Annotated in this window: 18 protein-coding genes and 3 rRNA genes; 18 read left to right on the top strand and 3 right to left on the bottom strand. The window is 30.9% G+C overall.

What is annotated here, in order from left to right; all coding sequences use genetic code 11:
* Positions 1–13: 13 nt before the first annotated feature.
* The 3 genes from kdpB to DR020_RS02720 all read left to right on the top strand — a co-directional run bounded on the left by kdpB (position 14) and on the right by DR020_RS02720 (position 4006).
* Positions 14–2074 carry a potassium-transporting ATPase subunit KdpB gene (gene kdpB / locus DR020_RS02730; protein ID WP_055259660.1) on the top strand — a complete coding sequence of 687 codons (2061 nt, stop codon included), beginning with the start codon at positions 14–16 and terminating at the stop codon, positions 2072–2074.
* A gap of 12 nt (positions 2075–2086) precedes the next feature.
* A complete protein-coding gene (gene kdpC, locus DR020_RS02725; protein ID WP_055259658.1) occupies positions 2087–2674 on the top strand; it encodes a K(+)-transporting ATPase subunit C in 588 nt (195 codons plus the stop codon).
* A 180-nt stretch (positions 2675–2854) separates the two neighbouring features.
* Positions 2855–4006, top strand: a complete 1152-nt coding sequence (locus DR020_RS02720) for a universal stress protein (RefSeq protein ID WP_235804586.1) — start codon at positions 2855–2857, stop codon at positions 4004–4006.
* A gap of 93 nt (positions 4007–4099) precedes the next feature.
* Here the strand turns inward: DR020_RS02720 and pnuC are convergent, their stop codons facing one another.
* Entirely contained in the window at positions 4100–4924 is an 825-nt protein-coding gene (gene pnuC, locus DR020_RS02715; RefSeq protein WP_055259656.1) for a nicotinamide riboside transporter PnuC, read from the bottom strand.
* Positions 4925–5378: 454 nt separating this feature from the next.
* Here pnuC and DR020_RS02710 point away from each other — a divergent pair, with 454 nt between their 5' ends.
* From DR020_RS02710 to DR020_RS02685, 7 genes are all read left to right on the top strand, one after another.
* Complete coding sequence (locus tag DR020_RS02710) at positions 5379–5735, top strand: ArsR/SmtB family transcription factor (protein WP_055259653.1); 357 nt, start codon at positions 5379–5381, stop codon at positions 5733–5735.
* Between the two features lie 173 nt (positions 5736–5908).
* The gene (locus tag DR020_RS02705; RefSeq protein ID WP_055259648.1) at positions 5909–6676 is read left to right on the top strand and encodes an ABC transporter ATP-binding protein; all 768 of its coding nucleotides are present in this window, start codon (positions 5909–5911) and stop codon (positions 6674–6676) included.
* Positions 6666–7688: an FtsX-like permease family protein gene (locus DR020_RS12670; RefSeq protein ID WP_321523632.1), complete on the top strand. Its 1023-nt coding sequence runs from the start codon at positions 6666–6668 to the stop codon at positions 7686–7688. The genes DR020_RS02705 and DR020_RS12670 overlap by 11 nt, the downstream gene beginning before the upstream one ends.
* A gap of 90 nt (positions 7689–7778) precedes the next feature.
* The gene (locus DR020_RS12665) at positions 7779–8681 is read left to right on the top strand and encodes an FtsX-like permease family protein (RefSeq protein WP_321523631.1); all 903 of its coding nucleotides are present in this window, start codon (positions 7779–7781) and stop codon (positions 8679–8681) included.
* Positions 8682–8834: 153 nt separating this feature from the next.
* Positions 8835–9503 (top strand): response regulator transcription factor, encoded by a 669-nt coding sequence (locus DR020_RS02695; RefSeq protein ID WP_112365200.1) that lies wholly within the window; start codon positions 8835–8837, stop codon positions 9501–9503.
* Positions 9500–10513: a sensor histidine kinase gene (locus tag DR020_RS02690; protein WP_112365199.1), complete on the top strand. Its 1014-nt coding sequence runs from the start codon at positions 9500–9502 to the stop codon at positions 10511–10513. Before DR020_RS02695 ends, DR020_RS02690 begins: the two co-directional genes overlap by 4 nt.
* Positions 10514–10884: 371 nt before the next feature.
* Positions 10885–13212, top strand: a complete 2328-nt coding sequence (locus DR020_RS02685; protein WP_112365298.1) for a heavy metal translocating P-type ATPase — start codon at positions 10885–10887, stop codon at positions 13210–13212.
* Positions 13213–13257: 45 nt separating this feature from the next.
* Here DR020_RS02685 and DR020_RS02680 read toward each other — a convergent pair whose 3' ends face one another.
* The gene (locus DR020_RS02680) at positions 13258–14211 is read right to left on the bottom strand and encodes an aldo/keto reductase (RefSeq protein ID WP_055259638.1); all 954 of its coding nucleotides are present in this window, start codon (positions 14209–14211) and stop codon (positions 13258–13260) included.
* Between the two features lie 239 nt (positions 14212–14450).
* Here DR020_RS02680 and DR020_RS02675 point away from each other — a divergent pair, with 239 nt between their 5' ends.
* Entirely contained in the window at positions 14451–15350 is a 900-nt protein-coding gene (locus DR020_RS02675) for a radical SAM protein (protein WP_112365198.1), read from the top strand.
* Positions 15351–15440: 90 nt separating this feature from the next.
* Here the strand turns inward: DR020_RS02675 and DR020_RS02670 are convergent, their stop codons facing one another.
* A complete protein-coding gene (locus tag DR020_RS02670) occupies positions 15441–15623 on the bottom strand; it encodes an alpha/beta-type small acid-soluble spore protein (protein WP_055259637.1) in 183 nt (60 codons plus the stop codon).
* A gap of 207 nt (positions 15624–15830) precedes the next feature.
* Between DR020_RS02670 and DR020_RS02665 the strand changes: the two genes are divergently transcribed.
* The 7 genes from DR020_RS02665 to DR020_RS02635 all read left to right on the top strand — a co-directional run bounded on the left by DR020_RS02665 (position 15831) and on the right by DR020_RS02635 (position 25103).
* On the top strand, positions 15831–16487 hold the full coding sequence (locus DR020_RS02665; protein WP_055259633.1) for a hypothetical protein: 657 nt from the start codon (positions 15831–15833) through the stop codon (positions 16485–16487).
* A gap of 514 nt (positions 16488–17001) precedes the next feature.
* Positions 17002–18511, top strand: a 16S ribosomal RNA gene (locus DR020_RS02660).
* 198 nt (positions 18512–18709) lie between these two features.
* Positions 18710–21613: ribosomal RNA gene (locus DR020_RS02655) — 23S ribosomal RNA — on the top strand.
* A gap of 67 nt (positions 21614–21680) precedes the next feature.
* Positions 21681–21798, top strand: a 5S ribosomal RNA gene (rrf, locus tag DR020_RS02650).
* The 16S, 23S and 5S rRNA genes sit together here, the layout of an rRNA operon.
* Before the next feature lie 187 nt (positions 21799–21985).
* On the top strand, positions 21986–22975 hold the full coding sequence (locus DR020_RS02645) for a Gfo/Idh/MocA family protein (RefSeq protein WP_055260146.1): 990 nt from the start codon (positions 21986–21988) through the stop codon (positions 22973–22975).
* 248 nt (positions 22976–23223) lie between these two features.
* Positions 23224–24153: an ABC transporter permease gene (locus tag DR020_RS02640; protein WP_055260147.1), complete on the top strand. Its 930-nt coding sequence runs from the start codon at positions 23224–23226 to the stop codon at positions 24151–24153.
* Between the two features lie 11 nt (positions 24154–24164).
* On the top strand, positions 24165–25103 hold the full coding sequence (locus DR020_RS02635) for an ABC transporter permease (RefSeq protein WP_055260148.1): 939 nt from the start codon (positions 24165–24167) through the stop codon (positions 25101–25103).
* Positions 25104–25112: the final 9 nt, after the last annotated feature.

Here is a 25112-nt window from a genome sequence, read left to right as displayed (position 1 = left end):
TGAATAAAGATTTATGAGCGAAAAAAGCGAAAAAGGTAAATTTGTAAGTAAAGACATCCTAAATAATGCGCTTAAGGATTCATTTAAAAAATTGAATCCTAAGCATATGTGTAAAAATCCTATTATGTTTTTAGTTGAATTAGGATGTATACTTGTTTTTATATTATCGGCTTTCCCAAATTTATTTGGGGGAACAGGAAATAATAGAATATATGATTTTATAATTGGGATAATATTATTTATCACCATACTTTTTGCTAACTTTGCAGAATCAATTGCAGAGGGAAGAGGTAAAGCTCAAGCTAGTACTCTTAAGCAAACTAGACAAAATACAGAGGCTAAATTGTTAGATGACAACGGAAATGTAACAATAATTAGTGCTAATGATTTAAAAAAAGGTGACATAATTTTAATAGAAGCTGGAGATTTAATTCCAAATGATGGAGAAGTTATAGAGGGAATCGCATCAGTTGATGAATCAGCTATAACTGGTGAATCAGCTCCAGTTGTTAAAGAGTGTGGTGGAGATTTTGCATCAGTAACTGGAGGAACAAAAGTTGTATCAGACTGGATAAAGGTTGAGATAACAGTTACTCCTGGTGAATCATTCTTAGATAAAATGATTAAGCTAGTTGAGGGTGCTGAAAGAAAGAAAACACCAAATGAAATAGCTTTAGGAACATTACTTTTATCATTAACAATAATATTCTTAGTTGTTGTAGTTACTTTATATCCTATGAGTAATTATTTAAGAGTTAATATATCCATAGCGACTTTGGTAGCGCTTCTTGTGTGTCTTATACCAACAACAATTGGTGGTCTTTTATCAGCAATTGGTATAGCTGGTATGGATAGAGTTACAAAGTTTAATATTATAGCAATGTCAGGTAAAGCAGTTGAAGCTTGTGGTGATGTTGATACTATGATATTAGATAAAACAGGAACAATAACTTTTGGTAATAGATTAGCAGCTGATTTCATACCAGTTGAAGGGGTTAACAAAGATGATTTAATAAAAGCAGCTCTTTTAACTTCACTTTTAGATACAACTCCAGAAGGTAAATCAGTTGTTGAATTAGCGGCTAAGATGAACATAACAGATAGTTTAGATAATTATCCAGGTGCTGAATTTATAGAATTCCAAGCTCAAACTAAAATGAGTGGTATGGATTTAAAAGATGGTACTAGGGTAAGAAAAGGTGCAAGTAGTGCTGTTAAAGAATTTGCTAAATCTTTAGGTGGAGACATTCCAAAAGATATAGATGAAAAAGTAGAACATGTATCAAAACTTGGAGGAACTCCATTAACTGTATGTGTTGAAAATAAAATATATGGTGTAATTTATTTAAAAGATACTGTAAAACCAGGTCTTGTAGAAAGATTTGAAAGACTTAGAGAAATGGGAATAAAAACAGTAATGTGTACTGGAGATAACCCATTAACTGCTGAAACTATAGCTAGAGAAGCTGGTGTTGATGACTTTGTAGCTGAATGTAAGCCAGAAGATAAAATAGCTGTTATTAAAAGAGAACAAGCTCTTGGTAAAATAGTTGCTATGACAGGTGATGGTACTAATGATGCTCCAGCATTAGCGCAAGCAGATGTTGGTATAGCTATGAACTCAGGTACAACTTCAGCAAAAGAAGCTGCGAATATGGTTGATTTAGATTCTGACCCAACTAAGATATTAGAAGTTGTTGAAATAGGTAAACAGCTTTTAATAACTAGAGGTGCTTTAACTACATTTAGTATAGCAAATGATATAGCTAAGTATTTTGCGGTAATTCCTGCAATATTTATTATTGCAATACCACAAATGAAAGTATTAAATGTTATGGGCTTATCTTCACCAACAACTGCAATTTTATCAGCTTTAATATTCAATGCTATTATAATACCAATATTAATACCAATAGCAATGAAAGGTGTTAAATATAGACCAATGAAATCAGAAATGTTACTTCTTAGAAATGTTCTTATATTTGGAGTAGGTGGAGTAATAACACCATTTATAGGAATTAAGATAATTAACATTATAATAACACCACTTTGTAGAATGCTAGGTATAATGTAAGGAGAGAGTTATATGAAACATTTAAAGACAAGTATAAAGCTATCCATTGTATTTATAATAGTATGTGGCCTTATATATCCTTTAGTGTTAACAGGAGTAGGTCAGGTGTTTATGAATAGTCAAGCTAACGGTAGCTTAATATATGTAAATGATAAAGTGGTTGGTTCAAAGCTTATAGGTCAAGAGTTTACAAGCGATATGTTCTTCCATGGCAGACCATCTACTATAAACTATAATACGACAACAACAGAAAGTACTACATTTGAAACAGGAAGTACAGCAGATGCTGCAAATTCATCTAAGTTAACATCAAGTGTAGAATCTAGAATAAATAAATTCTTAGCAGAAAATCCAACAGTTGCAAGACACAACTTACCAGCAAGTTTATTTACTGAATCAGCATCAGGATTAGATCCAGATATTACACTTCAAGGTGCAGAAGTTCAAATAGCTAGAGTGTCAAAAGCAACAGGAATCTCAAGAGTAGATTTAATTAAGTACATAAATGAAAGTAAAGAATCAGTATCTCCAAGTGGGGAAACATTAATAAATGTACTACAACTTAATATAAAAATTGCTGAAGCTCTTAAAATGATTTAATTTTAATTTAAAAGAGAATTATAATGTATTATTGCATTTTAATTCTCTTTTTTTATATTTAGTAATGTATAAATACTATGCTAAAATTAACGTATTAAGAGAAGTACATACAGTAATTTAAAGATTAATTAGAAATTGATTTTAAACTTAATTGCAGATATTTAGAAAGGGATGAACAAGGTGAAAGATAAAGATTTAGATATGGAAGAAGATAAATTAAAAGAAATAAACAAAAGTAGATATGATAGAGAAAATAGTGCGTTTTTAAAAATATTTTTAGGTTACGCACCAGGGGTTGGTAAGACTTATAGTATGCTAAATGAAGGTAATAGAAGGCTTCAGCGTGGAGAAGATATAGTAATTGGCTATATAGAAGACCATGGCAGAGCAGAAACTAAAGAGCAAATAAAAGATTTACCTGTTATTTCAAGAAAAAAAACCATGTACAAAGGTATAGAGCTTGAGGAAATGGATTTAGAAGCTATTATAGAGAGAAATCCTCAATTTGTAATAGTTGATGAGCTTGCTCATACTAATATACCAGGTTCTAAAAATAAAAAGAGATATGAAGATGTTCTAGAGCTTTTAGAACATGGAATAAGTGTTTTAACAACTGTTAATATTCAGCATATAGAAAGTTTGAATGATATAGTCGAAAAAATAACAGATGTGGTTGTAAGAGAAACTATACCTGATAAAATTATTCAAAGAGCAAATGATTTAATGATAATAGATTTGCCTCCAGAAAGTCTTATAAATAGATTAAAAGAGGGAAGAGTATATAAAAGTGAGAATATATCAAGATCATTAGATAATTTTTTCAAAAGAGGAAATTTAACAGCTTTGAGAGAAATGGCTTTAAGAGAAGCTGCAAACGAGGTTGACTATGATTTAAAGAATCATAAAAAACATTTTGAAATAAGAGATGAAATAAAGATAAATGAAAAAGTTTTAGTTTGCATAAGTTCTAATCCTAAGAGCTCTAAACTTATAAGGCATGCAGTAAGGACAGCTAGAAGATATAAATGTAAGTGTTATGTTTTGATAGTTGATTGTACTCACCCTTTAGCTAGAAAGGATACTCCAGAGGATTTGAAAACATTAGAGAGAAATAAAGCATTAGCTATTCATCTAGGAGCTCAAGTAGTTGAGAGAAGTGGAGATTCTATTTCTAAAGTAGTTGTAGATTTTGCTCAAGAAAAAGGCATAACTCAGCTTGTGCTAGGTCACAGCAAAAGAACCAAGCTGCAAACATTTTTTAGAGGTTCAACAATAAATAAAATTTTGAAAGAAGCAGAAAATATAGAAATACGTATAATACCATATACTTAAAATTAAAAAGTGTCATTTATAAAACAGAAATTAAAAAAGGAAGTATGAGGTTAGAGCATACTTCCTTTTGTCTAAATATCTATATTTTATGTGCTAAGCACATTTTGGAGAGGCATTACTATCTTTATTAAAAATTTTACTTTCTTTTTGTTTCTTATACATGTTCTTCCACATAATATATCCGTAAATTGTACCAATTAAGTATTGAACGTAGGATAATGTATCTGATAAGTATGCAACAAGCATTGAAGGATTAGATGCACCAGCTCCAATAGCTTGAATTAAAAACATTACAATTGCAACACCATTACAAGCAATCCAAATATTCCATTGTTGTACAAATCTCTTTCCTGTTAAATAAACAGCAGCGATTGTTGTTACAGCTGTAAATGAGTCAAGAACTATTTGTGGGTCAGCTGATATAGTTATACCAAATAATGTTTTGAACAAGAATGGTAGCTCTAACAAGAAGTATCCATATGCAACCCAGAATACAGCTAGAAGAACTAGCGCTAATATCCATTGTTTAAATGTAAATTGTTTAACTTCAATTTTGTCAGCATTATTTTTTTTCATATTCATTTTCCATGCTATAAAACCATAGATTTGAAGAGGTAATAGAATAAATAGATTTTCTATAAATTGCCCGTAAAGCCCACCAGCTATACCAATTGTAGCGAAAGTAATTGTATTTATCCACCACCATAAGTATCCGGAGATGCTAGCTTTAGCAGTATAAATAGAAACAAGTACACCGGAAATTGTACAAACAATACCTATTACTCCTAATGGAGTTAAAACCCCCGAAATACTTCCATTAGGTAAAAATGCAGGTATGAAAAAAACTATTAAACTAGCTATAATAAAAAACAGGAAAAATCCTTTTTGGAAATTAGTAAAATTTTTATAAAATTTCATTCGATAGTCCTTCCTTTAAATTAGTTTATATTCACGAGGTTAATTCATAAAAATATTTTACGATAATTACAGGATAATTTCAATAGTAATTTTCGTATTTATTTAAAAATATTTATAAAAAACTAAAAAAAACGAATAAAATTTAATAATTTAACCAATAAATTTGTAAAAAAAACAAGAAAATGTAAGAATGTAATACTGAATTACAAATAACGTATGATTAATTAAAAAAAATAATAAAGGTGCGTAAAAAATAAAATCAGAATAAATATTATAAAAATATGAATAAATATTCAAAAATATATTTAAAATGGCTATAAATATTAAAAAAAGTGAATAAAATTATCAAAAATATGTTAAATTGTTTGTACTTGATATGTTACTATATTTATTATTGTATAAAATAACTCAACAAGATAAAATTATAAATATAAGTTGGAAAGGGAATGATTATATGAGTAAAAAAATGGAAACTTGTAACTGTAACGTTATACATAAAGATGCAGTAGAAAAAGTTAGAAATATAATGCCACAAGATGAGAAATTAAATATATTAGCAGACTTTTTTAAGGTATTTGGAGACCCGACTAGATTAAAAATATTATCTGCGCTTTTTGAAGAAGAGCTTTGTGTGTGTGATATATCAGCACTTTTAAACATGACGCAATCAGCAGTTTCTCATCAATTAAGATTATTGAAAAAAAGTCATATAGTTAAATTTAGAAGAGAGGGAAAGGTAGTTTACTATTCTTTAGATGATGGTCATATAAAGTCTATAGTTGATCAAGGAATAATGCATATAAGTGAATAAGATTAAAGGATTATGTGGATATTTCATGTAGTCCTTTTTATTTTAATCAAAGCATCTTTTTATCTTACTAAAGTACATTACAAAAATGTAAGCTAAATGAAAGATAATAAAATATGAGATTAGTATTACAGATATTATAATAAGGGTGTAAAAAGAATTTGGAGGGAATTATAGTGGAAAATATATTAACAGTTAATAATATAGAAAAATATTATGGTGGAAAATCAAATATAACAAAGGCCATAGATAATATAAGTTTTACAATAGATAAAGGAGAATTTGTTGGCATTATGGGACCTTCAGGTAGTGGAAAAACAACTCTTTTAAATTGTATTTCGACAATAGATACGGTAACAACAGGAAATATAATTATAAATGGTCATGATATAACGAAATTAAAATCAAAAAAATTAGAGAATTTTAGGAAAAATGAATTAGGCTTTATATTTCAAGATTTCAATCTTTTAGATACGTTAACAGCTTATGAAAATATAGCCTTAGCATTAACTATTCAAGGAAAAAAACCAAAAGAAATAGATTCTTTAATAAAAGGTATTGTAGAAAATTTAGGAATATCATCTATTTTAAATAAATATCCTTACGAAATGTCAGGAGGACAAAAACAAAGAGTAGCATCTGCAAGAGCCATAGTTACAAATCCATCTTTAATATTAGCTGATGAACCAACTGGAGCATTAGATTCAAAATCATCAAGACTTTTATTAGATTCTTTTGAAAATTTAAATGAAAGATTAAAGGCAACAATACTTATGGTAACTCATGATGCTTTTACTGCAAGTTATGCTCATAGAATTTTATTTATAAAGGACGGTAAGATATTTAATGAGCTTATTCGTGGAAATGATTCAAGAAAAGAGTTTTTTGATAGAATAATAGAAGTTATAACGATTCTTGGAGGTGACTCAAACAGTGTATTCTAAAATTGCCTTAAATAGTGTAAAAAAAAGTTTTAAAGATTATACTATATATTTTTTAACTTTAACTTTTGCAGTTTGTATATTTTACAGTTTTAATTCTATAGAATCTCAAAAAGCTATGTTAGACCTCACTGTAAGTCAAAAAGCATATATGAAACTTTTTAGTAGTGTCATTTCCATTGCATCTGTTTTTGTATCGTTTATACTTGGTGCTTTAATAATATATGCAAATAATTTTTTAATAAAAAAGCGTAAAAAAGAGATGGGCATTTACATAATTCTTGGTATGCCAAAGAGAAAAGTATCTAATATACTTTTGCTTGAAACAGTTTTAATTGGAATAATTTCTTTAGGAATAGGGCTGATTTTAGGGGTAGTTTTATCACAAGGGTTATCTATTTTAACAGCTAAGCTATTTATGGGATCAATGACAAGTTATCAGTTTGCTTTTTCAATAGATGCAGTTTTAAAGACAATTTTGTATTTTGGAATAATATTTTTACTTGTCATGATATTTAATACAGTTATTATATCTAAATATAAACTTATAGATTTGTTAAATGCATCTAAGAAAAATGAAAAAATAAAAATGAGAAATCCTGTGATTTCAAGTATTATATTTTGTTTAGCAGTAATTTTTATAGTAGTAGCATATATTTTTATAAATAAATCTGGTTTAAATATAGAATCCATATATTTTCAATCATCTATGGTTTTGGGCGTAATTGGAACATTTTTATTTTTCTTTGGATTATCAGGGATTGTACTATATGTTATTCAAAGAAGCAAAAATATTTATTTGAAAAATTTAAATATTTTTATAGTTAGACAAATAAGCAGTAAATTTAATACAAACTTTTTATCAATGTCTTTAATATGTCTTATGCTATTTATAACAACAGTTATGTTATCTAGTGGGCTTGGATTTAAAAACACAATGGAACAAGGTGTAAAGAAAAATACTCCTTTTGATGCTTCGATAGAAATTTATTATTCTAGCGATAGTGTATCTTAAGCAAATGAGCTAACTCAAGTTGTAAACAATCAGTTATCTAAATATACTAATAAATCTTATATAGCTCAGTATCAACTTAATGATGTAAGTATGAGAAAAATGTTGCTTCCATATGTACCAAATACCATGAAAAAAGCAATAGATAATAGTTATAATGATTATTGTATGGCTGTAAGCATTTCTCAATATAATAAAATGAGGGAATTAGAAGGACAAAAACCGATAAATTTAGCTAATAATGATGTATTGGTTTTATCTAATGTGCAAAAGTTTGAAGGCCCTATAAATGATTTTATAAAAAATAACGGTAAAATAGATATAAATGGAACAGAATATAAAGTTCAAAATGATAAAGCTATTGAGGATTCTTTATATTCATCAGGAATGGCTATTAATACTATAACCCTAGTTGTTCCGGATAAAATTGTTCAAAATTTAATTCCATATACAGGGTATATAAATATAAATTATACAGGAAGTAATGCAGAAAAGAAAACGCAAGAAAGTAATATTGAAGCTATATTTAATAAATTAAATAGAGAAAAACCAGATGGATATATAGGAAATGGATATACTAGAACTCAACTTTATGAGCAAAGTTTAGGATTATCAGCTATAGTAATATATTTATCAATATATTTAGGAATTGTATTCTTAATAGCAAGTGCAGCAGTTTTAGCTCTTCAACAATTGTCAGAAGCAAGTGATAGTATAAATAGATATAAAGCTCTTAGAAAAATAGGGGTTACGGATAAAATGATAAATAAATCAATATTTATACAAACTTTAATATATTTTGGTGCTCCGTTAGCATTAGCTATAGTTCATTCAATAGTTGCAATATATGTAGTAAATGATTTTATATCTGCACTTGGAAGTACCAATATAATGATTTCAGCTTTAATTACTTTGGTGTTTATTCTATTAATATATAGTGGATATTTTTATGCAACATACACAAGTTATAAAAGAATAATTAAAAATAATAAATAATAAAAGAGGATTGTATTAAAATAAATTTAGTATTCTAATACAATCCTTTATTTAGTTACTTACTTATTATTTAAAGTTTTATTAAGCAATAGTTTTTATACTAAATATAATATATATTATTAAATAGGGGAAATTTAGAAGGAGGAAAAAATTATGAAAAAGATTTTAATAATTGAAGATGATGAAGCAATAAGAAATGAGCTTAAAACCTTTTTATGTAGATATAATTACGATGCTTTAGTTATAGAAAAATTTGAAAATGTTATAGAAGAGATAGAAAAAGAAAATGCGGATTTAATTCTTTTAGATATAAATTTACCTATTTTTGATGGTTTTTATATATGTAGAGAAATAAGAAAAAATTCTAATGTTCCAATAATTATTGTAACAAGTAGAGATAGTGATATAGATGAACTTATGAGTATGAATTTAGGGGCTGATGATTTCATTACAAAGCCATATAATACACAAATTCTTTTAGCTAGAATAAATTCTGTTTTAAAGAGAGTCTATTCAAAAGAAGTTCAAGAATCTATGGTATATAAAGATTTAGTATTAAATTTATCAAATGGAACTATATCTTATAAAGATAATACTTTAAACTTAACTAAAAATGAAATAAAAATTTTATCTTATCTTATAAAAAATAAAGGAAAGATAATTTCTAGAGAAAATCTTATGGAATATCTTTGGAATGATGATTTTTTTGTTGATGATAATACGCTATCTGTAAATATAACAAGGCTTAGGAAAAAGATAGAAAGTATTGGGCTTAAAAATCCAATAGAAACTAGAAGAGGATTAGGGTACATAATGCTATGAGTTTAATAGAATATTTTAAAGAAAAATTCAATTTTTTATTAATTAATATATTAATAGTACTAACAATTTCTATGTTTATGTTCTTATCAAGTTTTAGCATACAATCAATAATATTATTTGTCTTTATATGGTTTGCTCCTCTTTTGTCTTATATGATAATTGATGGAATAAATAAAAAAATATATTATGCTAAAGTAAAAGTTGTTTTAGATAATTTAAAAGATAAATATTTAATACCAGAAATAATGGAAAAACCTAATTTTATCGAAGGTTGTGTTCTTTATGAGATTTTGCAAGAAACCAATAAATCTATGAATGAGAACGTGAAAAAGTATAAAATTATGCAAAGAGAATATAGAGAGTACATAGAAACGTGGGTTCATGAAATAAAAACACCAATAGCTTCAGCAAAACTTATGTTAGAAAATAATGAAGGAGATATAAAAGAAAAAATAAATCCTCAACTAGATAAAATAGAAAATTTTATAGAACAGGTTTTATATTATGCTAAAATTGCTGATGCTAATAAAGATTATATAGTTAAAAATATAAACTTAAAGGAGATAACTAGAAAAGTTATAAGAAGAAATTCAAAGGATTTTATAAACAAAAAAGTAAAATTAGATATAGAGCAATTAGATGAAGAGGTTTTTAGTGATAGTAAGTGGGTTGAATTTATATTAAATCAAATAATAAGTAATTCGTTAAAATATTCAAAAGAAAAAGATTCTATTATAAAGATATATTCTGCTAAAAATAAATCAAATATAGTTTTAACCATAGAAGATAATGGAATTGGAATTAATGAAAAAGATATAGTTAAAGTGTTTGATAAGGGTTTTACTGGTGAAAATGGGCGAGAGTTTGGGAAATCTACTGGTATAGGCTTGTATCTTTGTAAAAAGCTTTGTGAAAAACTTGGGCTTGGGATAAATATAGAATCTAAAAAAGGTAATGGAACAAAAATAAACATAATATTTCCGCTTAGTGAATTTAATTTGAATTATTAATAAAAAGGCTTGTGCTATTTTGTATAGCCTTTTTATTTTTGTTAATCATCAGTAAATGATATATAAATTATTAAAAAATAAAAAAAATTTTTTACTATGTGGACAAAAACGTTGTATCTGTATATAATAATATATGAACATATGAATATTTGTTCATATGTTGATAGGAAATTAGAATTATAAAAATTTATATTATAAAGAAAAAAGGAGGAATTGTTGTGGAAGAGATAAGTTTGGATAACCAAGAAAAAAAACTTATAAAAAAATATTTAGGAAATAAAATAAAATTGTCCTCTACAAATAAACTTACAGTTACTCATAAAGAAATACTTCCTTTAAATAAAAGAGGTAATGATAAAGTTATAATTTACATGTCAAATTTAAATTGTGCAAACTGTGCAGCAAAGATAGAAAGACAATCAAAAAATATAGATGGCGTCGTTGGATCTAGTTTGAATTTTATGTCTAAAAAACTTGTACTAGATATAAAAGATAAAAATGTAAGAGAGAATGTTATAAAGAATGCTTTAAATCTTATAGAAAAGACAGAACCGGGAACAAAATGTGAGATTTTAGATAGCACAGAAAAAATTACAATTTATATGTCAAATTTAAATTGTGCAAATTGTGCAGCAAAAATAGAAAGGCAATCAAAAAATATAAATGGTGTTGTTGATTCTACATTAGATTTTATGTCTAAAAAGCTTATATTAAATATAGAAAGTAAGAGCTTAAAAAATGATGTTATAGATAATGCATTAAATCTTATAGAAAAGATTGAACCAGGTACCAAATGTGAAGTTTTAGATGATACTAAAAAATCTTTAAATAAAGAAGAAAAAAGTGTATGGATAGAAAATAAAACTAATCTTATAAGACTTGGGGTTGGTGGAGCATTATTTTTCATAGGTTTAGCTTTTGGCTTTCCAGATATAGTTGAAGGAATTTTGTTTTTAATAAGTTATCTTATAGTAGGTGGAGATGTTTTATTAAAGGCTGGTAAAAATATAGTTAGAGGTAAAGTTTTTGACGAAAATTTCTTAATGGCTTTAGCTACAATAGGAGCATTTGCTATAAAACAGTATCCAGAGGGTGTTGCGGTAATGCTTTTTTACCAAGTAGGAGAATTGTTCCAAGATATGGCTGTTGATAGTTCAAGAAGATCTATTAAATCTCTAATGAATATAAGACCGGATTATGCTAATGTAAAAAATGGACAAGATATAAAAAAAGTATCTCCAGAAGATGTTAATATAGGAGATATTATAGTTATAAAACCTGGAGAAAAAGTTCCTTTAGATGGTGTAATTATAGAGGGAAAATCAATGTTAGATACATCAGCTTTAACAGGTGAGAGTGTTCCAAGAAATGCGTCAATAGGTGATGAAATTTTAGGTGGGGCAATAAATAAAAATGGATTATTAATGGTTAAGGTAACAAAAGCATTTAGTGAATCAACAGTAGCTAAAATACTTAACTTAATGGAAAATGCAAGTAGTAAAAAAGCTCATACAGAAAACTTTATAACAAAGTTTGCTAAGTATTATACTCCAATAGTTGTAATATTGGCTGCATGTTTAGCTTTTATACCTCCTTTTGTAACAGGAATGGAGTTTTCTTCAAGCATATATAGAGCGTTAGTATTTTTAGTTGTTTCTTGTCCTTGTGCATTAGTTGTATCAATTCCTTTAGGATTTTTTGGAGGGATTGGAGGAGCTTCTAAAAATGGAATTCTAGTTAAGGGAGGAAATTATCTTGAAGCTTTAAACAATGTTGAAACTGTAGTTTTTGATAAGACAGGTACATTAACAAAGGGAACTTTTAATGTAACAAAAATAAATGTAGAAAATGGTTTTGACAAAGATATTTTAATGGAATATGCAGTAGCAGCTGAGAGTTTTTCAAGTCACCCAATAGCTACATCTATTATAAAAGCTTATGGAAAAGAAATAGAAAAAAAGAATGTAAAAAATTATGAAGAGATTTCAGGGCATGGTATTAAAGTTAACTATAAAGATAAAGTAGTTTTAGCAGGAAATAAAAAATTAATGAATAAAGAAAATATAGTTTGTAAAGAAGAGGAAACTGTTGGAACTGTGGTTTATATAGCAATAGATAATGAGTATGTAGGAAACATTATAATATCTGATGAAATAAAAGAGGATACAAAAGTTGCTATTAAAGAACTTAAAAAAATAGGTATTAAAAAAACTGTAATGCTTACAGGTGATAATAAAAAAGTTGGTGAAGGTATTGGAAAACTAGTTAATATAGATGAAGTTTACTCAGAACTTTTACCATATGAAAAAGTAGAAAAATTAGAAAAGATAGAAAATGAAAAATCTAAGAATAAAAAAGTAATATATGTTGGTGATGGTATAAATGATGCACCTGTTCTTGCAAGAGCTGATATAGGAATTGCAATGGGAGGAGTTGGTTCAGACGCAGCAATAGAGGCTGCTGATGTTATAATAATGACAGATGAACCATCAAAAATAGTATCATCAATAAAAATAGCAAAAAGAACAAGAAATATAGTAATTCAAAATATAGCTTTTGCAATTGGAGTTAAAGTAATAATTTTAATATTTGGAGCTTTAGGAATGGCAAATATGTGGGAAGCTGTTTTTGGAGATGTTGGAGTTGCATTAATTGCAGTATTAAATGCTATGAGAGCATTAAGGGTAAATAAGCTTTAAAAATTAAGCGTAAAGTATTAGGCTTTACGCTTAATTTTTTTATTACTAAAGAAGTTTTCTGTGTTCTACTAAATTATAAAGGTTATACCATTCTTCTCTGCTGATTTTGATTTGAGAACTTTGGCAAATATGTTTTATTCTTTGTATAGAACGGGTACCTATTATAGGTTGTATTTTAGCAGGATGTCTTAATAACCAATTAACAACTATAGCCCCTTTCTTAACTCCATATTTTTTGGCATATTCATCTAATGTAATATTTAATTTTCTATACTTTTCAATTTTAGGATCAACAATTCTTCCACCAGCAAGTGGAGACCAAGCTTGTAGAGTAATATCATGTAGACGGCAATATTCTAATGTTCCAAAGTTACGCATTGGTCCAGGGTTTGTATTAGAATTAACGTTTAACCCTTCATCTATAATGCTACTGTTTGCAAGTGAAATTTCAAGTTGATTAACAATTAATGGTTCATTTAAATATTTGTTTAATAATCTAATTTGCATAGCGTTATGATTACTAACCCCAAAATGTCTTACTTTCCCAGAAGTTTTTAGTATATCAAAAGCTTCAGCAACCTCTTCAGGTTCAACTAATGAATCAGGTCTATGTAAAAGCAGAACATCTAAATATTCAGTTTTTAATCTTTTTAATATCCCATCTACGGAACTTAATATGTAATCTTTACTGAAATCATAGTAAGGTGTTTTACCAAGATTGTTTATGCCACATTTAGATTGGAGAATTAAGTTTTCTCTTAATTTAGGTCTTTTGTCTAGAATCTTTGAAAATACTTCTTCAGATTTTCCTAAACAATATATGTCTGCATGATCAAAAAAGTTAATTCCATTCTCTAGAGCACAATCTACAGCAGCAAATGCTTTATATTCATCTTGCAAAGAGATAGGGTTTTTGTTCCAACCTCCTCCAAGACTCATACAACCAAAAGCAATTCTAGATGCTTCTAAATTGCTATTTCCAATTTTAATTTTTTCCATAAGTAGTCCTCCCAGTACTTGTTATTATTTAAATCTTACCATAATAAATTTATGAAAAATTTACAAAATTATTTCATATAAATTTATTATAGTAAATGATAAAAAGTATTGTATTCTTGTATATATTTTTGGTGATTAAAATATTATTTTTTCTTATTTAAAATTAAAGTGGTTTTTATCTTTAAAATGTTATAATTAAGTATATATGTTCAATATAAATGTAATTTAGGTGATTGATAATGATAGATTTATTAAAAAGTTGTAAGTTATGCCCTAGAAATTGTAAAGTTGATAGATTAAATAATAAGATTGGGTTTTGTAAAGCTACAGATAAGTTAAAAGTTGCTAGAGCGGCACTTCATTTTTGGGAAGAGCCTTGTATATCAGGAGAAAAAGGTTCAGGAACAGTATTTTTCTCAAATTGCACATTAAAATGTGTTTTTTGTCAGAATAATGATATAAGTGAATGTAGTGCAGGTAAAGAAATATCAATTGAAAGATTAAGTGATATATTTTTAGAACTTCAACACAAAGGAGCATTAAATATAAATTTAGTTACGCCAACTCATTATGTGCCACAAATAATAGAAGGGTTAAAAATTGCAAAAAATAAGGGATTAAATTTACCGATTATATACAATAGTAGTGGATACGAAAATATAGAAACCCTAAGATATTTAAAAGGATATATTGATGTTTATCTTCCAGATTTAAAGTATTTTAGCAATAAATATTCTTTAAAGTATTCAAATGCAAAAGATTATTTTAATTTTGCTATTAAAGCAATAGATGAAATGGTGAAACAAGTTGGAGATATTCAATTTGACAAAAACGGAATAATTAAAAAAGGTGTTATAGTAAGACATTTACTTTTACCTGGATTGTTATTTGATTCAAAAAAGATATTAGATTATTTACATAAGACATATGATGATAAAATTTATATAAGTATAATGAATCAATATACTCCTTTGGCACATGTTGAAAATTATCCAGAAATAAATAAAAAAATTAGTGAAAAATATTATAATACTATAATAGATTATGCTATATCTATAGGCATACAAAATGCATTTATTCAAGAAGAAGGGACTGCAAAAGAAAGTTTTATTCCTGCTTTTGATTATGAAGGTGTGTAAAGAAATTAAAGGTAAAAGCTACATTAAAATAATTTAATGTAGCTTTTATTTAAAAATTAATATTTAATTGAATGTAAACAATTAATAGAATTATTTAATTCCTTTTTCGTATTGTTCTACCATTCTTTTAACCATTTCTCCACCAACGCTTCCGCATTGTTTTGAACTTAATTCTCCATTGTAGTCTTTAAATGGAACTCCCATTTCATTAGCTACTTCGTTTTTAAATTTGTTTAAACCATCCTTTGCTTCTGGAACTAATTTTCTATTCATTTTTAATTCCTCCTTAAAAAATAATATATTTTATCAACAAGTGACTTTCTATCCCTTGTTGATATTAGTATGTGGAGAAAGAAAATTAATACACTATGAAAAACACTGAAATTAAGGAAAATAAAATATACAATTCTATATAATGTTAAAAATCATAAACTAGAATAATATATTATATAGTAATCAAGTAAAAAGAAAGGAAAAATAATGAGTAAGAATAAAAGAGTGTTATATAATTTGATAATAAAAAACTTTTTTAGACTTATTACTGTTATACTATGTTTTTTTTATTTGTTAGAACATGATGTTACACATATAGTTGGAGCTATTGTCTTTTTATTAACATCTTTAGGTGTTGATATTGTTTTTAAACTCATAAATGTAAAGTTAACTAGTATTATTGATTTGACAGTTCAAGTTTTTATATTTCTTTGTTTGTTTCTTGGGAAAATGTGTGATATGTATATTATTTTTTCTTGGTGGGATTCTTTTCTTCATTTTATTTCAGGAATAATAATAGGTATAGGAGGAATTTTGGCACTTAGAATTTTACTTCCTGAAGAAGTATTTTTTAAATTATCTGCATTAGTAAAAACATTAAATGCTTTTTTATTTTCAGTAGCTTCATCAGCTCTTTGGGAAATTTGGGAATTTGCAGGAGATCAACTATTTGGTTTTAATTCACAATTAAATAGTTTAACAGATACTATGACAGATATATGTGCCTGTACATTAGGAGGAATAATAATAAGTATATTGATTTATAGATTTTATAAAAAAGGTACATTTAGATTTATAGGAGAGATAGTGGAGCAATTTTCTAAAATAAATGCTAAAAATAAAAAGTATGATAATAAATTTTAATATAAAACAAAGCTACAAAATTTAAAAGTTTTGTAGCTTTTATTGATTTTAAAATTTTCCTTTAATGTCTTAAATGAAACTTAACTTAAAAGAATTAATTTTGTTTTATATTTATATAAAAGTAAAAAATATAATAAAATTTGCATATATACTATACCTGGTGTATCGAGTAATAAATAAAGGATAAAAAAAGAGAATTTATTAGTATAATTAATATAATTAAATTTTAAGGCACTATAAATATTCAATACATAGATATATTTATGATAAGATAAAACACGTCGCAAGGATAACTTAATAAAAACAAAAAATTAAGTTAAAGATAAAAATTAAAAAACTTGTTGACAAATGTTTAATCAAATGTTAAACTAAGAAAGTCGCTTGAGGGCGACAAAGAAAAAAGAAAAACAATGGTCTTTGAAAATTAAACAGATAATTTAAGTAAACCAGCAATTCTTTTATAAGTAATATGAGTAGATTAAACTCAAATAAAAACTAAGAAATTAGTATATTTTAATTTGAGAGTTTGATCCTGGCTCAGGATGAACGCTGGCGGCGTGCTTAACACATGCAAGTCGAGCGAGAAAAGTTCTTCGGAGCTTTTCTAGCGGCGGACGGGTGAGTAACACGTGGGCAACCTGCCTCATAGAGGGGAATAGCCTTCCGAAAGGAAGATTAATACCGCATAACATTGTTGAAAGGCATCTTTTAACAATCAAAGGAGCAATCCGCTATGAGATGGGCCCGCGGCGCATTAGCTAGTTGGTGAGGTAACGGCTCACCAAGGCGACGATGCGTAGCCGACCTGAGAGGGTGATCGGCCACATTGGAACTGAGACACGGTCCAGACTCCTACGGGAGGCAGCAGTGGGGAATATTGCACAATGGGGGAAACCCTGATGCAGCAACGCCGCGTGAGTGATGAAGGTCTTCGGATTGTAAAGCTCTGTCTTTAGGGACGATAATGACGGTACCTAAGGAGGAAGCCACGGCTAACTACGTGCCAGCAGCCGCGGTAATACGTAGGTGGCAAGCGTTATCCGGATTTACTGGGCGTAAAGGGAGCGTAGGCGGATATTTAAGTGGGATGTGAAATACCCGAGCTTAACTTGGGAGCTGCATTCCAAACTGGATATCTAGAGTGCAGGAGAGGAGAATGGAATTCCTAGTGTAGCGGTGAAATGCGTAGAGATTAGGAAGAACACCAGTGGCGAAGGCGATTCTCTGGACTGTAACTGACGCTGAGGCTCGAAAGCGTGGGGAGCAAACAGGATTAGATACCCTGGTAGTCCACGCCGTAAACGATGAATACTAGGTGTAGGGGCCCCAAGTCTCTGTGCCGCCGCTAACGCATTAAGTATTCCGCCTGGGGAGTACGGTCGCAAGATTAAAACTCAAAGGAATTGACGGGGACCCGCACAAGCAGCGGAGCATGTGGTTTAATTCGAAGCAACGCGAAGAACCTTACCTAGACTTGACATGTCCTGAATTACCAGTAATGTGGGAAATTCCTTCGGGAACAGGAACACAGGTGGTGCATGGTTGTCGTCAGCTCGTGTCGTGAGATGTTGGGTTAAGTCCCGCAACGAGCGCAACCCTTATTGTTAGTTGGTACCATTAAGTTGACCACTCTAGCGAGACTGCCCGGGTTAACCGGGAGGAAGGTGGGGATGACGTCAAATCATCATGCCCCTTATGTCTAGGGCTACACACGTGCTACAATGGCAAGTACAAAGAGAAGCAATACTGTGAAGTGGAGCAAAACTCAAAAACTTGTCTCAGTTCGGATTGTAGGCTGAAACTCGCCTACATGAAGCTGGAGTTGCTAGTAATCGCGAATCAGAATGTCGCGGTGAATACGTTCCCGGGTCTTGTACACACCGCCCGTCACACCATGAGAGTTGGCAATACCCGAAGTCCGTAAGCTAACCGTAAGGAGGCAGCGGCCGAAGGTAGGGTCAGCGATTGGGGTGAAGTCGTAACAAGGTAGCCGTAGGAGAACCTGCGGCTGGATCACCTCCTTTCTAAGGAAGAACATCTTAGGAAAACTAAGATGATAATAAAGAATGCTTCTTAAATATCTGTTTAATTTTGAAAGACTAAGTTCTTTCAAAATTATGTTCTTTGAAAATTACACATAAGTATTAATAAATAGAGTAAAGCCAATTAAATTTACTATTCTTTGTAAAATTGATTGCAACTATCTAAAAGATAGAAACAAAGGTCAAGCTACAAAGGGCGTATGGTGAATGCCTTGGCATCAGGAGCCGACGAAGGACGTGATAAGCTGCGATAAGCTTTGGGTAGACGCACATAGTCTGAGATCCAAAGATTTCCGAATGAGGAAACTCACATGGGAAACCTCATGTATCGTTAACTGAATAAATAGGTTAACGAGGGTAAACCTAGGGAACTGAAACATCTAAGTACCTAGAGGAAGAGAAAGAAAAATCGATTTTCTAAGTAGCGGCGAGCGAAAGGGAAAGAGCCCAAACCGGAAACTTGTTTCCGGGGTTGTGGATAGAACATAACGAGAAACTATAACTAATTGAAGAGAGCTGGAAAGCTCTACCGTAGAAGGTAATAGTCCTGTAAATGAAAGTTAGAGTAATCAAGTTCTAATCCAGAGTACCACGAGACACGTGAAACCTTGTGGGAAGCAGGGAGGACCACCTCCCAAGGCTAAATACTACCTGATGACCGATAGTGAAGCAGTACCGTGAGGGAAAGGTGAAAAGAACCCCGGGAGGGGAGTGAAATAGAACCTGAAACCATATGTCTACAACCGATCAAAGCACCTTATGTGTGCGATGATGTGCTTTTTGTAGAACGAGCCAACGAGTTACGATATGTAGCAAGGTTAAGTACTTAAGGTACGGAGCCGAAGGGAAACCAAGTCTTAACAGGGCAACTAGTTGCATGTCGTAGACCCGAAACCGGGTGACCTATCCATGGCCAGGTTGAAGCGAGGGTAAAACCTCGTGGAGGACCGAACCACGTTGCTGTTGAAAAAGCATGGGATGAGCTGTGGATAGCGGAGAAATTCCAATCGAACTCGGAGATAGCTGGTTCTCCTCGAAATAGCTTTAGGGCTAGCGTCGAATATGAGTAATGGAGGTAGAGCACTGAATGGGCTAGGGGGCATAGCGCTTACCGAACCTTATCAAACTCCGAATGCCATATACTATAAGTTCGGCAGTCAGACTACGAATGATAAGATCCGTGGTCAAAAGGGAAACAGCCCAGATCGTCAGCTAAGGTCCCAAAGTGTAAGTTAAGTGGAAAAGGATGTGGGATTTCTAAGACAACTAGAATGTTGGCTTAGAAGCAGCCACTCATTAAAAGAGTGCGTAATAGCTCACTAGTCGAGAGATCCTGCGCCGAAGATGTTCGGGGCTAAAACTTACCACCGAAGCTACGGGCTTGAATTTATTCAAGCGGTAGAGGAGCGTCGTAATCGGGCTGAAGTCATACCGTAAGGAGTGGTGGACTGATTACGAGTGAGAATGTTGGCATTAGTAGCGAGATGTAGGTGAGAATCCTACAGGTCGAATACCTAAGGTTTCCTCAGGAAGGCTCGTCCGCTGAGGGTTAGTCGGGACCTAAGCCGAGGCCGAAAGGCGTAGGTGATGGACAACTGGTTGATATTCCAGTACCACTACCATCGTTATTATCGATGGCGTGACGCAGGAGGATAGTGTGTGCTAGCTATTGGATGCTAGTCTAAGCATTTAGTCAGTTACAATAGGCAAATCCGTTGTAATAATGATGAGATGTTATGGGGAAGGTTCTACGGAACTGAAGTACATGATTCCACGCTGCCAAGAAAAGCGTCTAGAGAGAGAAGTAGTGCCCGTACCGCAAACCGACACAGGTAGGTGAGGAGAGAATCCTAAGGCCGGCGGAAGAATTGCAGTTAAGGAACTCGGCAAATTGATCCCGTAAGTTAGCAATAAGGGATGCCTATGAGAGTAGGTCGCAGAGAATAGGCTCAAGCAACTGTTTAGCAAAAACACAGGTCTCTGCTAAAGCGTAAGCTGATGTATAGGGGCTGACGCCTGCCCGGTGCTGGAAGGTTAAGGGGAACACTTAGCGTAAGCGAAGGTGTGAACTTAAGCCCCAGTAAACGGCGGCCGTAACTATAACGGTCCTAAGGTAGCGAAATTCCTTGTCAGGTAAGTTCTGACCCGCACGAATGGCGTAATGACTTGAGCACTGTCTCAACTGCAAATCCGGCGAAGTTGTAGTACCAGTGAAGATGCTGGTTACCCGCGATTGGACGGAAAGACCCCGTAGAGCTTTACTGTAGCTTAGCATTGAATTTCGGTATTGTCTGTACAGGATAGGTGGGAGACTGAGAGACTAGGGCGTCAGCTTTAGTGGAGTCGACGTTGGGATACCACCCTGATAGTACTGAAGTTCTAACTGGCGGCCATGAATCTGGTCACAGGACATTGTTAGGTGGGCAGTTTGACTGGGGCGGTCGCCTCCTAAAAAGTAACGGAGGCGCCCAAAGGTTCCCTCAGAACGGTCGGAAATCGTTCGAAGAGTGCAAAGGCAGAAGGGAGCCTGACTGCGACACCCACAAGTGGAGCAGGGACGAAAGTCGGGCTTAGTGATCCGGTGGTACCTCGTGGGAGGGCCATCGCTCAACGGATAAAAGCTACCTCGGGGATAACAGGCTGATCTCCCCCAAGAGTCCACATCGACGGGGAGGTTTGGCACCTCGATGTCGGCTCGTCGCATCCTGGGGCTGAAGTAGGTCCCAAGGGTTGGGCTGTTCGCCCATTAAAGCGGCACGCGAGCTGGGTTCAGAACGTCGTGAGACAGTTCGGTCCCTATCCGTCGTGGGCGTAGGAAATTTGAGAGGAGCTGTCCTTAGTACGAGAGGACCGGGATGGACTGACCTCTGGTGTACCAGTTGTTCCGCCAGGAGCACAGCTGGGTAGCTAAGTCGGGAAGGGATAAACGTTGAAAGCATCTAAGCGTGAAGCCCACCTCAAGATGAGATTTCCCATAGCATAAGCTAGTAAGACCCCTTGAAGAACACAAGGTTGATAGGTCAGAGGTGTAAGTATGGTAACATATTTAGCTGACTGATACTAATAGGTCGAGGGCTTGACCTAATTAACTTTATCTTAATGCTTAGTGTAATTTTGAGAGAATATATCTTTCATATAAATAACATGATTATCTGGTGATAATGCTCTTTAAGGTAACACCCGTTTCCATTCCGAACACGAAGGTTAAGCTTTTAGAGGCTGATGGTACTGCATGGGAGACTGTGTGGGAGAGTAAGTGGTTGCCAGGTTAGTAAGTAAGGAAAAATGTAATTTACGATTAGTAAATTACATTTTTATTTTTTTGCTTTTAATTAGATATAAAACTCACAACAAAGAATTTTAACATTATATTTAATTTTTATAAAAAAGTAATAAAGCCACTTTAAAAAACTTTTATACTAAAATATATAGATAACTATAGAGGTGGTTTGTTTAATGAGATTTGGAATAATTGGGACTAATTTTATATCCAATAATTTTATGGATGCAGCAAAGCATATAAAGGACTTTGAATTAATTGCTGTTTGTTCAGGAAAAGAAGAAAATGCAAAAAAATTTGCTCAAAAATATGGAGCAAAAAAGGTATTTACTTCTTGGGAGGAAATGGCTCGCTCAGGTATGATAGATGCAGTTTATATAGCTACACCTAACTATCTTCATTGTAAGCAAACATTGGAATTTTTAGATAATGATATTCATGTATTATGTGAAAAACCTATGGCAAGTAATATTCATGAGGTTAAGCTTATGATAAATAAAGCTATTGAAAAAGGTGTTGTTCTTATGGAAGCTATGAAACCAACATTGATGCCTAATTTTATTGCTGTAAAAGAAAATCTAAATAATATTGGAAAAATAAGACGTGCAATTTTTAACTATGGTAAGTATTCTTCTAGATATGATGCTTATAGAGAAGGAATAATATTAAATGCTTTTAAGCCAGAGATGTCTAATGGTTCAATTATGGATATTGGGGTGTATAGTATATTTAATGCTGTAACTTTATTTGGTATGCCTAAAAAGGTCTATGGTAATGCAATTATGTTAGAAAGTGGAGTAGACGGAATTGGAAGCGTTATTTTATCTTATGATGATAAAGAAGTAATACTTATGCATTCAAAAATTACTGATACAACATTGCCTTCAGAAATACAAGGTGAAGATGGAACTATAGTAATAGATGATATAAATTCACCATCTAAAATAACTTTATATGATAAAAGCAGACATATTATAAATTTAACAAGAAGTCAAATTGGTGATAATATGTTTTATGAAATTGATGAATTTATGAAGGTAGTTAAATTAGGACAACAGCAGTCAAATACAAACACTCATGAGATATCATTAATGGTTCATGAAATAATAACTGAAATTAGAAAACAAATAGGATTAAAATTTGTTGCAGATGAAATAAATATGTAGTAGAGTATCAAATTTTTGATGCTCTTTTTTATTAAATTTATTACAAGATATTTTTAAGATTTTATGTGGTATTAAAAGAGTAATTTATATGGTATAAATTACTCTTTTATCAATTTAAACCTATATTTTTAATTAGTATAACGTTTAAATAAAGAAAATTTTATTATTTTAATAAAAATATGGAATAAAACAATAATTATTTGTGTATACATAAAAACATTTAATAAAAAATTTAAGGAGGTGAAAAAGTGGCTAAGTACATTTTAAAGAGAATAGCTACAAGCATTATAACTTTATGGGCTGTTATAACAATTACTTTTTTTATGCTTAGGTTATTACCTGGGGGGCCTTTTACTGGTGAAAGGAATATACCAGAAGCTATTATGCAAAATTTAGAAGTAAAATATGGATTAGATAAACCACTTTTTGAACAATATGGGCTATATTTGAAAAATTTACTTCAAGGAGATTTAGGGGAAAGTATGAAATATGCAGGAAAAGAGGTAAGTGAAATAATATCATACTCATTTCCATCATCTGCGAAGCTTGGAGTTGTGGTAATAAGTATAGCTTTGATTTTTGGAATTACTTTAGGAATTATAGCTGCTTTAAAATATAATAGTTGGCCAGATTCTTTATGTATGGTTTTAGCGACTTTAGGGGTGACTATACCTAGCTTTGTTTTAGCAACTGTATTAATGTATATATTTGGTGTTAAATATAAACTATTACCTGTAACTGGACTTAATAGCCCTGTAAGTTATATATTGCCTGCACTAGCTTTAGGGGGTTATTCTATAGCTTTTATATCTAGGTTAACTAGGTCGAAACTTTTGGAAACATTAAATTCTGATTATATAAGGACAGCTAGGGCAAAAGGCGTTAGTGGATTTAAAGTTATAGTTAAACATGCTTTGAGAAACACACTTATTCCTATAATAACATATCTTGGACCATTAATTGCAGGAATACTTACTGGTAGTTTTGTAGTTGAAAAAATATTTGCAATACCAGGGCTTGGACGTGAGTTTGTCAATACTATAAGTAATAGAGATTATACAGTTATAATGGGGGTTACAGTTTTTTATAGTTCAATATTAATTATTTGCAATCTTTTAGTTGATTTGTTGTATGGAATTATAGATCCAAGGATAAAGTTAGATGATATTAAACAATAAGGGGGAAAATTATGGAGTTAGATGGTAGTAATAATTTAAAAGAGCAATCAGATTTTTCATTTGTAGAAAATAATCTAAAACATACAGAAGATATAACAAGACCTAGTATTCCTTCTTGGAAAGAAGCTTTAAGTAAATTAATTAGTAATAAATTAGCTGTTATGGGATTTTTGTTTATAGTTTTGATGGGCCTTTTGGCTATATTTGTTCCCATATTTTCACAATATGGATATGCAGAAAATAATTTGTCAATAACTAATGAAGCTCCGTCGTTAACCCATTGGTTTGGTACAGATCAATTAGGAAGAGATATTTTTGTAAGGGTTATGTATGGAGCGAGGTATTCTTTAATTATAGGTTTTGTAGCTTCTTTTTTAAATCTTTTCATTGGTATTATCTATGGAGGAATTGCAGGATTTGTTGGTGGAAAATTAGATAATATAATGATGAGGATTGTAGATATTATAAATTCAATTCCAATGACTATTTATGTAATACTTTTAATGGTTATGTTTGAGAAAGGTGGACTTTTTAATATAATAATAGCTTTATCAGTTTCATATTGGATAAGTATGGCTAGAATCGTTAGGGGTGAAATATTACAACTTAAACAACAGGAATTTGTTTTAGCAGCAAAAACTTTAGGAGCATCAGGAAAAAGAATATTATTTAAGCATTTAATACCCAACTGTTTAGGTTCAATAATAGTAACACTAACTCTTCAAATACCAACTGCTATATTTACAGAAGCTTTTTTAAGTTTTATAGGTCTTGGAATAGCACCACCTGCAGCATCATGGGGGACACTTGCAAATGATGCACTTCAAAGTTTAAGACTTTATCCATATCAATTATTGTTCCCAACTTTAGCAATATGCTTAACAATATTATCATTTAACTTACTTGGAGATGGTTTAAGAGATGCATTAGATCCTAAGGTTAAGAAATAAAGGGGGGAG

Origin of the sequence: Sarcina ventriculi, from assembly GCF_900456775.1 — a bacterium.
GTDB lineage: Bacteria > Bacillota > Clostridia > Clostridiales > Clostridiaceae > Sarcina > Sarcina ventriculi.
This window is presented reverse-complemented; position numbering and strand designations above follow the sequence as displayed.

Bases quoted from the DNA above. Each gene is read 5' to 3' on its own strand.
- kdpB (WP_055259660.1), top strand. From the start codon at position 14: ATGAGCGAAAAAAGCGAAAAAGGTAAATTTGTAAGTAAAGACATCCTA.
- kdpC (WP_055259658.1), top strand. From the start codon at position 2,087: ATGAAACATTTAAAGACAAGTATAAAGCTATCCATTGTATTTATAATA.
- pnuC (WP_055259656.1), bottom strand. From the start codon at position 4,924: ATGAAATTTTATAAAAATTTTACTAATTTCCAAAAAGGATTTTTCCTG.
- DR020_RS02710 (WP_055259653.1), top strand. From the start codon at position 5,379: ATGAGTAAAAAAATGGAAACTTGTAACTGTAACGTTATACATAAAGAT.
- DR020_RS12665 (WP_321523631.1), top strand. From the start codon at position 7,779: ATGAGAAAAATGTTGCTTCCATATGTACCAAATACCATGAAAAAAGCA.
- DR020_RS02695 (WP_112365200.1), top strand. From the start codon at position 8,835: ATGAAAAAGATTTTAATAATTGAAGATGATGAAGCAATAAGAAATGAG.
- DR020_RS02690 (WP_112365199.1), top strand. From the start codon at position 9,500: ATGAGTTTAATAGAATATTTTAAAGAAAAATTCAATTTTTTATTAATT.
- DR020_RS02685 (WP_112365298.1), top strand. From the start codon at position 10,885: ATGTCAAATTTAAATTGTGCAAACTGTGCAGCAAAGATAGAAAGACAA.
- DR020_RS02680 (WP_055259638.1), bottom strand. From the start codon at position 14,211: ATGGAAAAAATTAAAATTGGAAATAGCAATTTAGAAGCATCTAGAATT.
- DR020_RS02675 (WP_112365198.1), top strand. From the start codon at position 14,451: ATGATAGATTTATTAAAAAGTTGTAAGTTATGCCCTAGAAATTGTAAA.
- DR020_RS02670 (WP_055259637.1), bottom strand. From the start codon at position 15,623: ATGAATAGAAAATTAGTTCCAGAAGCAAAGGATGGTTTAAACAAATTT.
- DR020_RS02665 (WP_055259633.1), top strand. From the start codon at position 15,831: ATGAGTAAGAATAAAAGAGTGTTATATAATTTGATAATAAAAAACTTT.
- DR020_RS02645 (WP_055260146.1), top strand. From the start codon at position 21,986: ATGAGATTTGGAATAATTGGGACTAATTTTATATCCAATAATTTTATG.
- DR020_RS02635 (WP_055260148.1), top strand. From the start codon at position 24,165: ATGGAGTTAGATGGTAGTAATAATTTAAAAGAGCAATCAGATTTTTCA.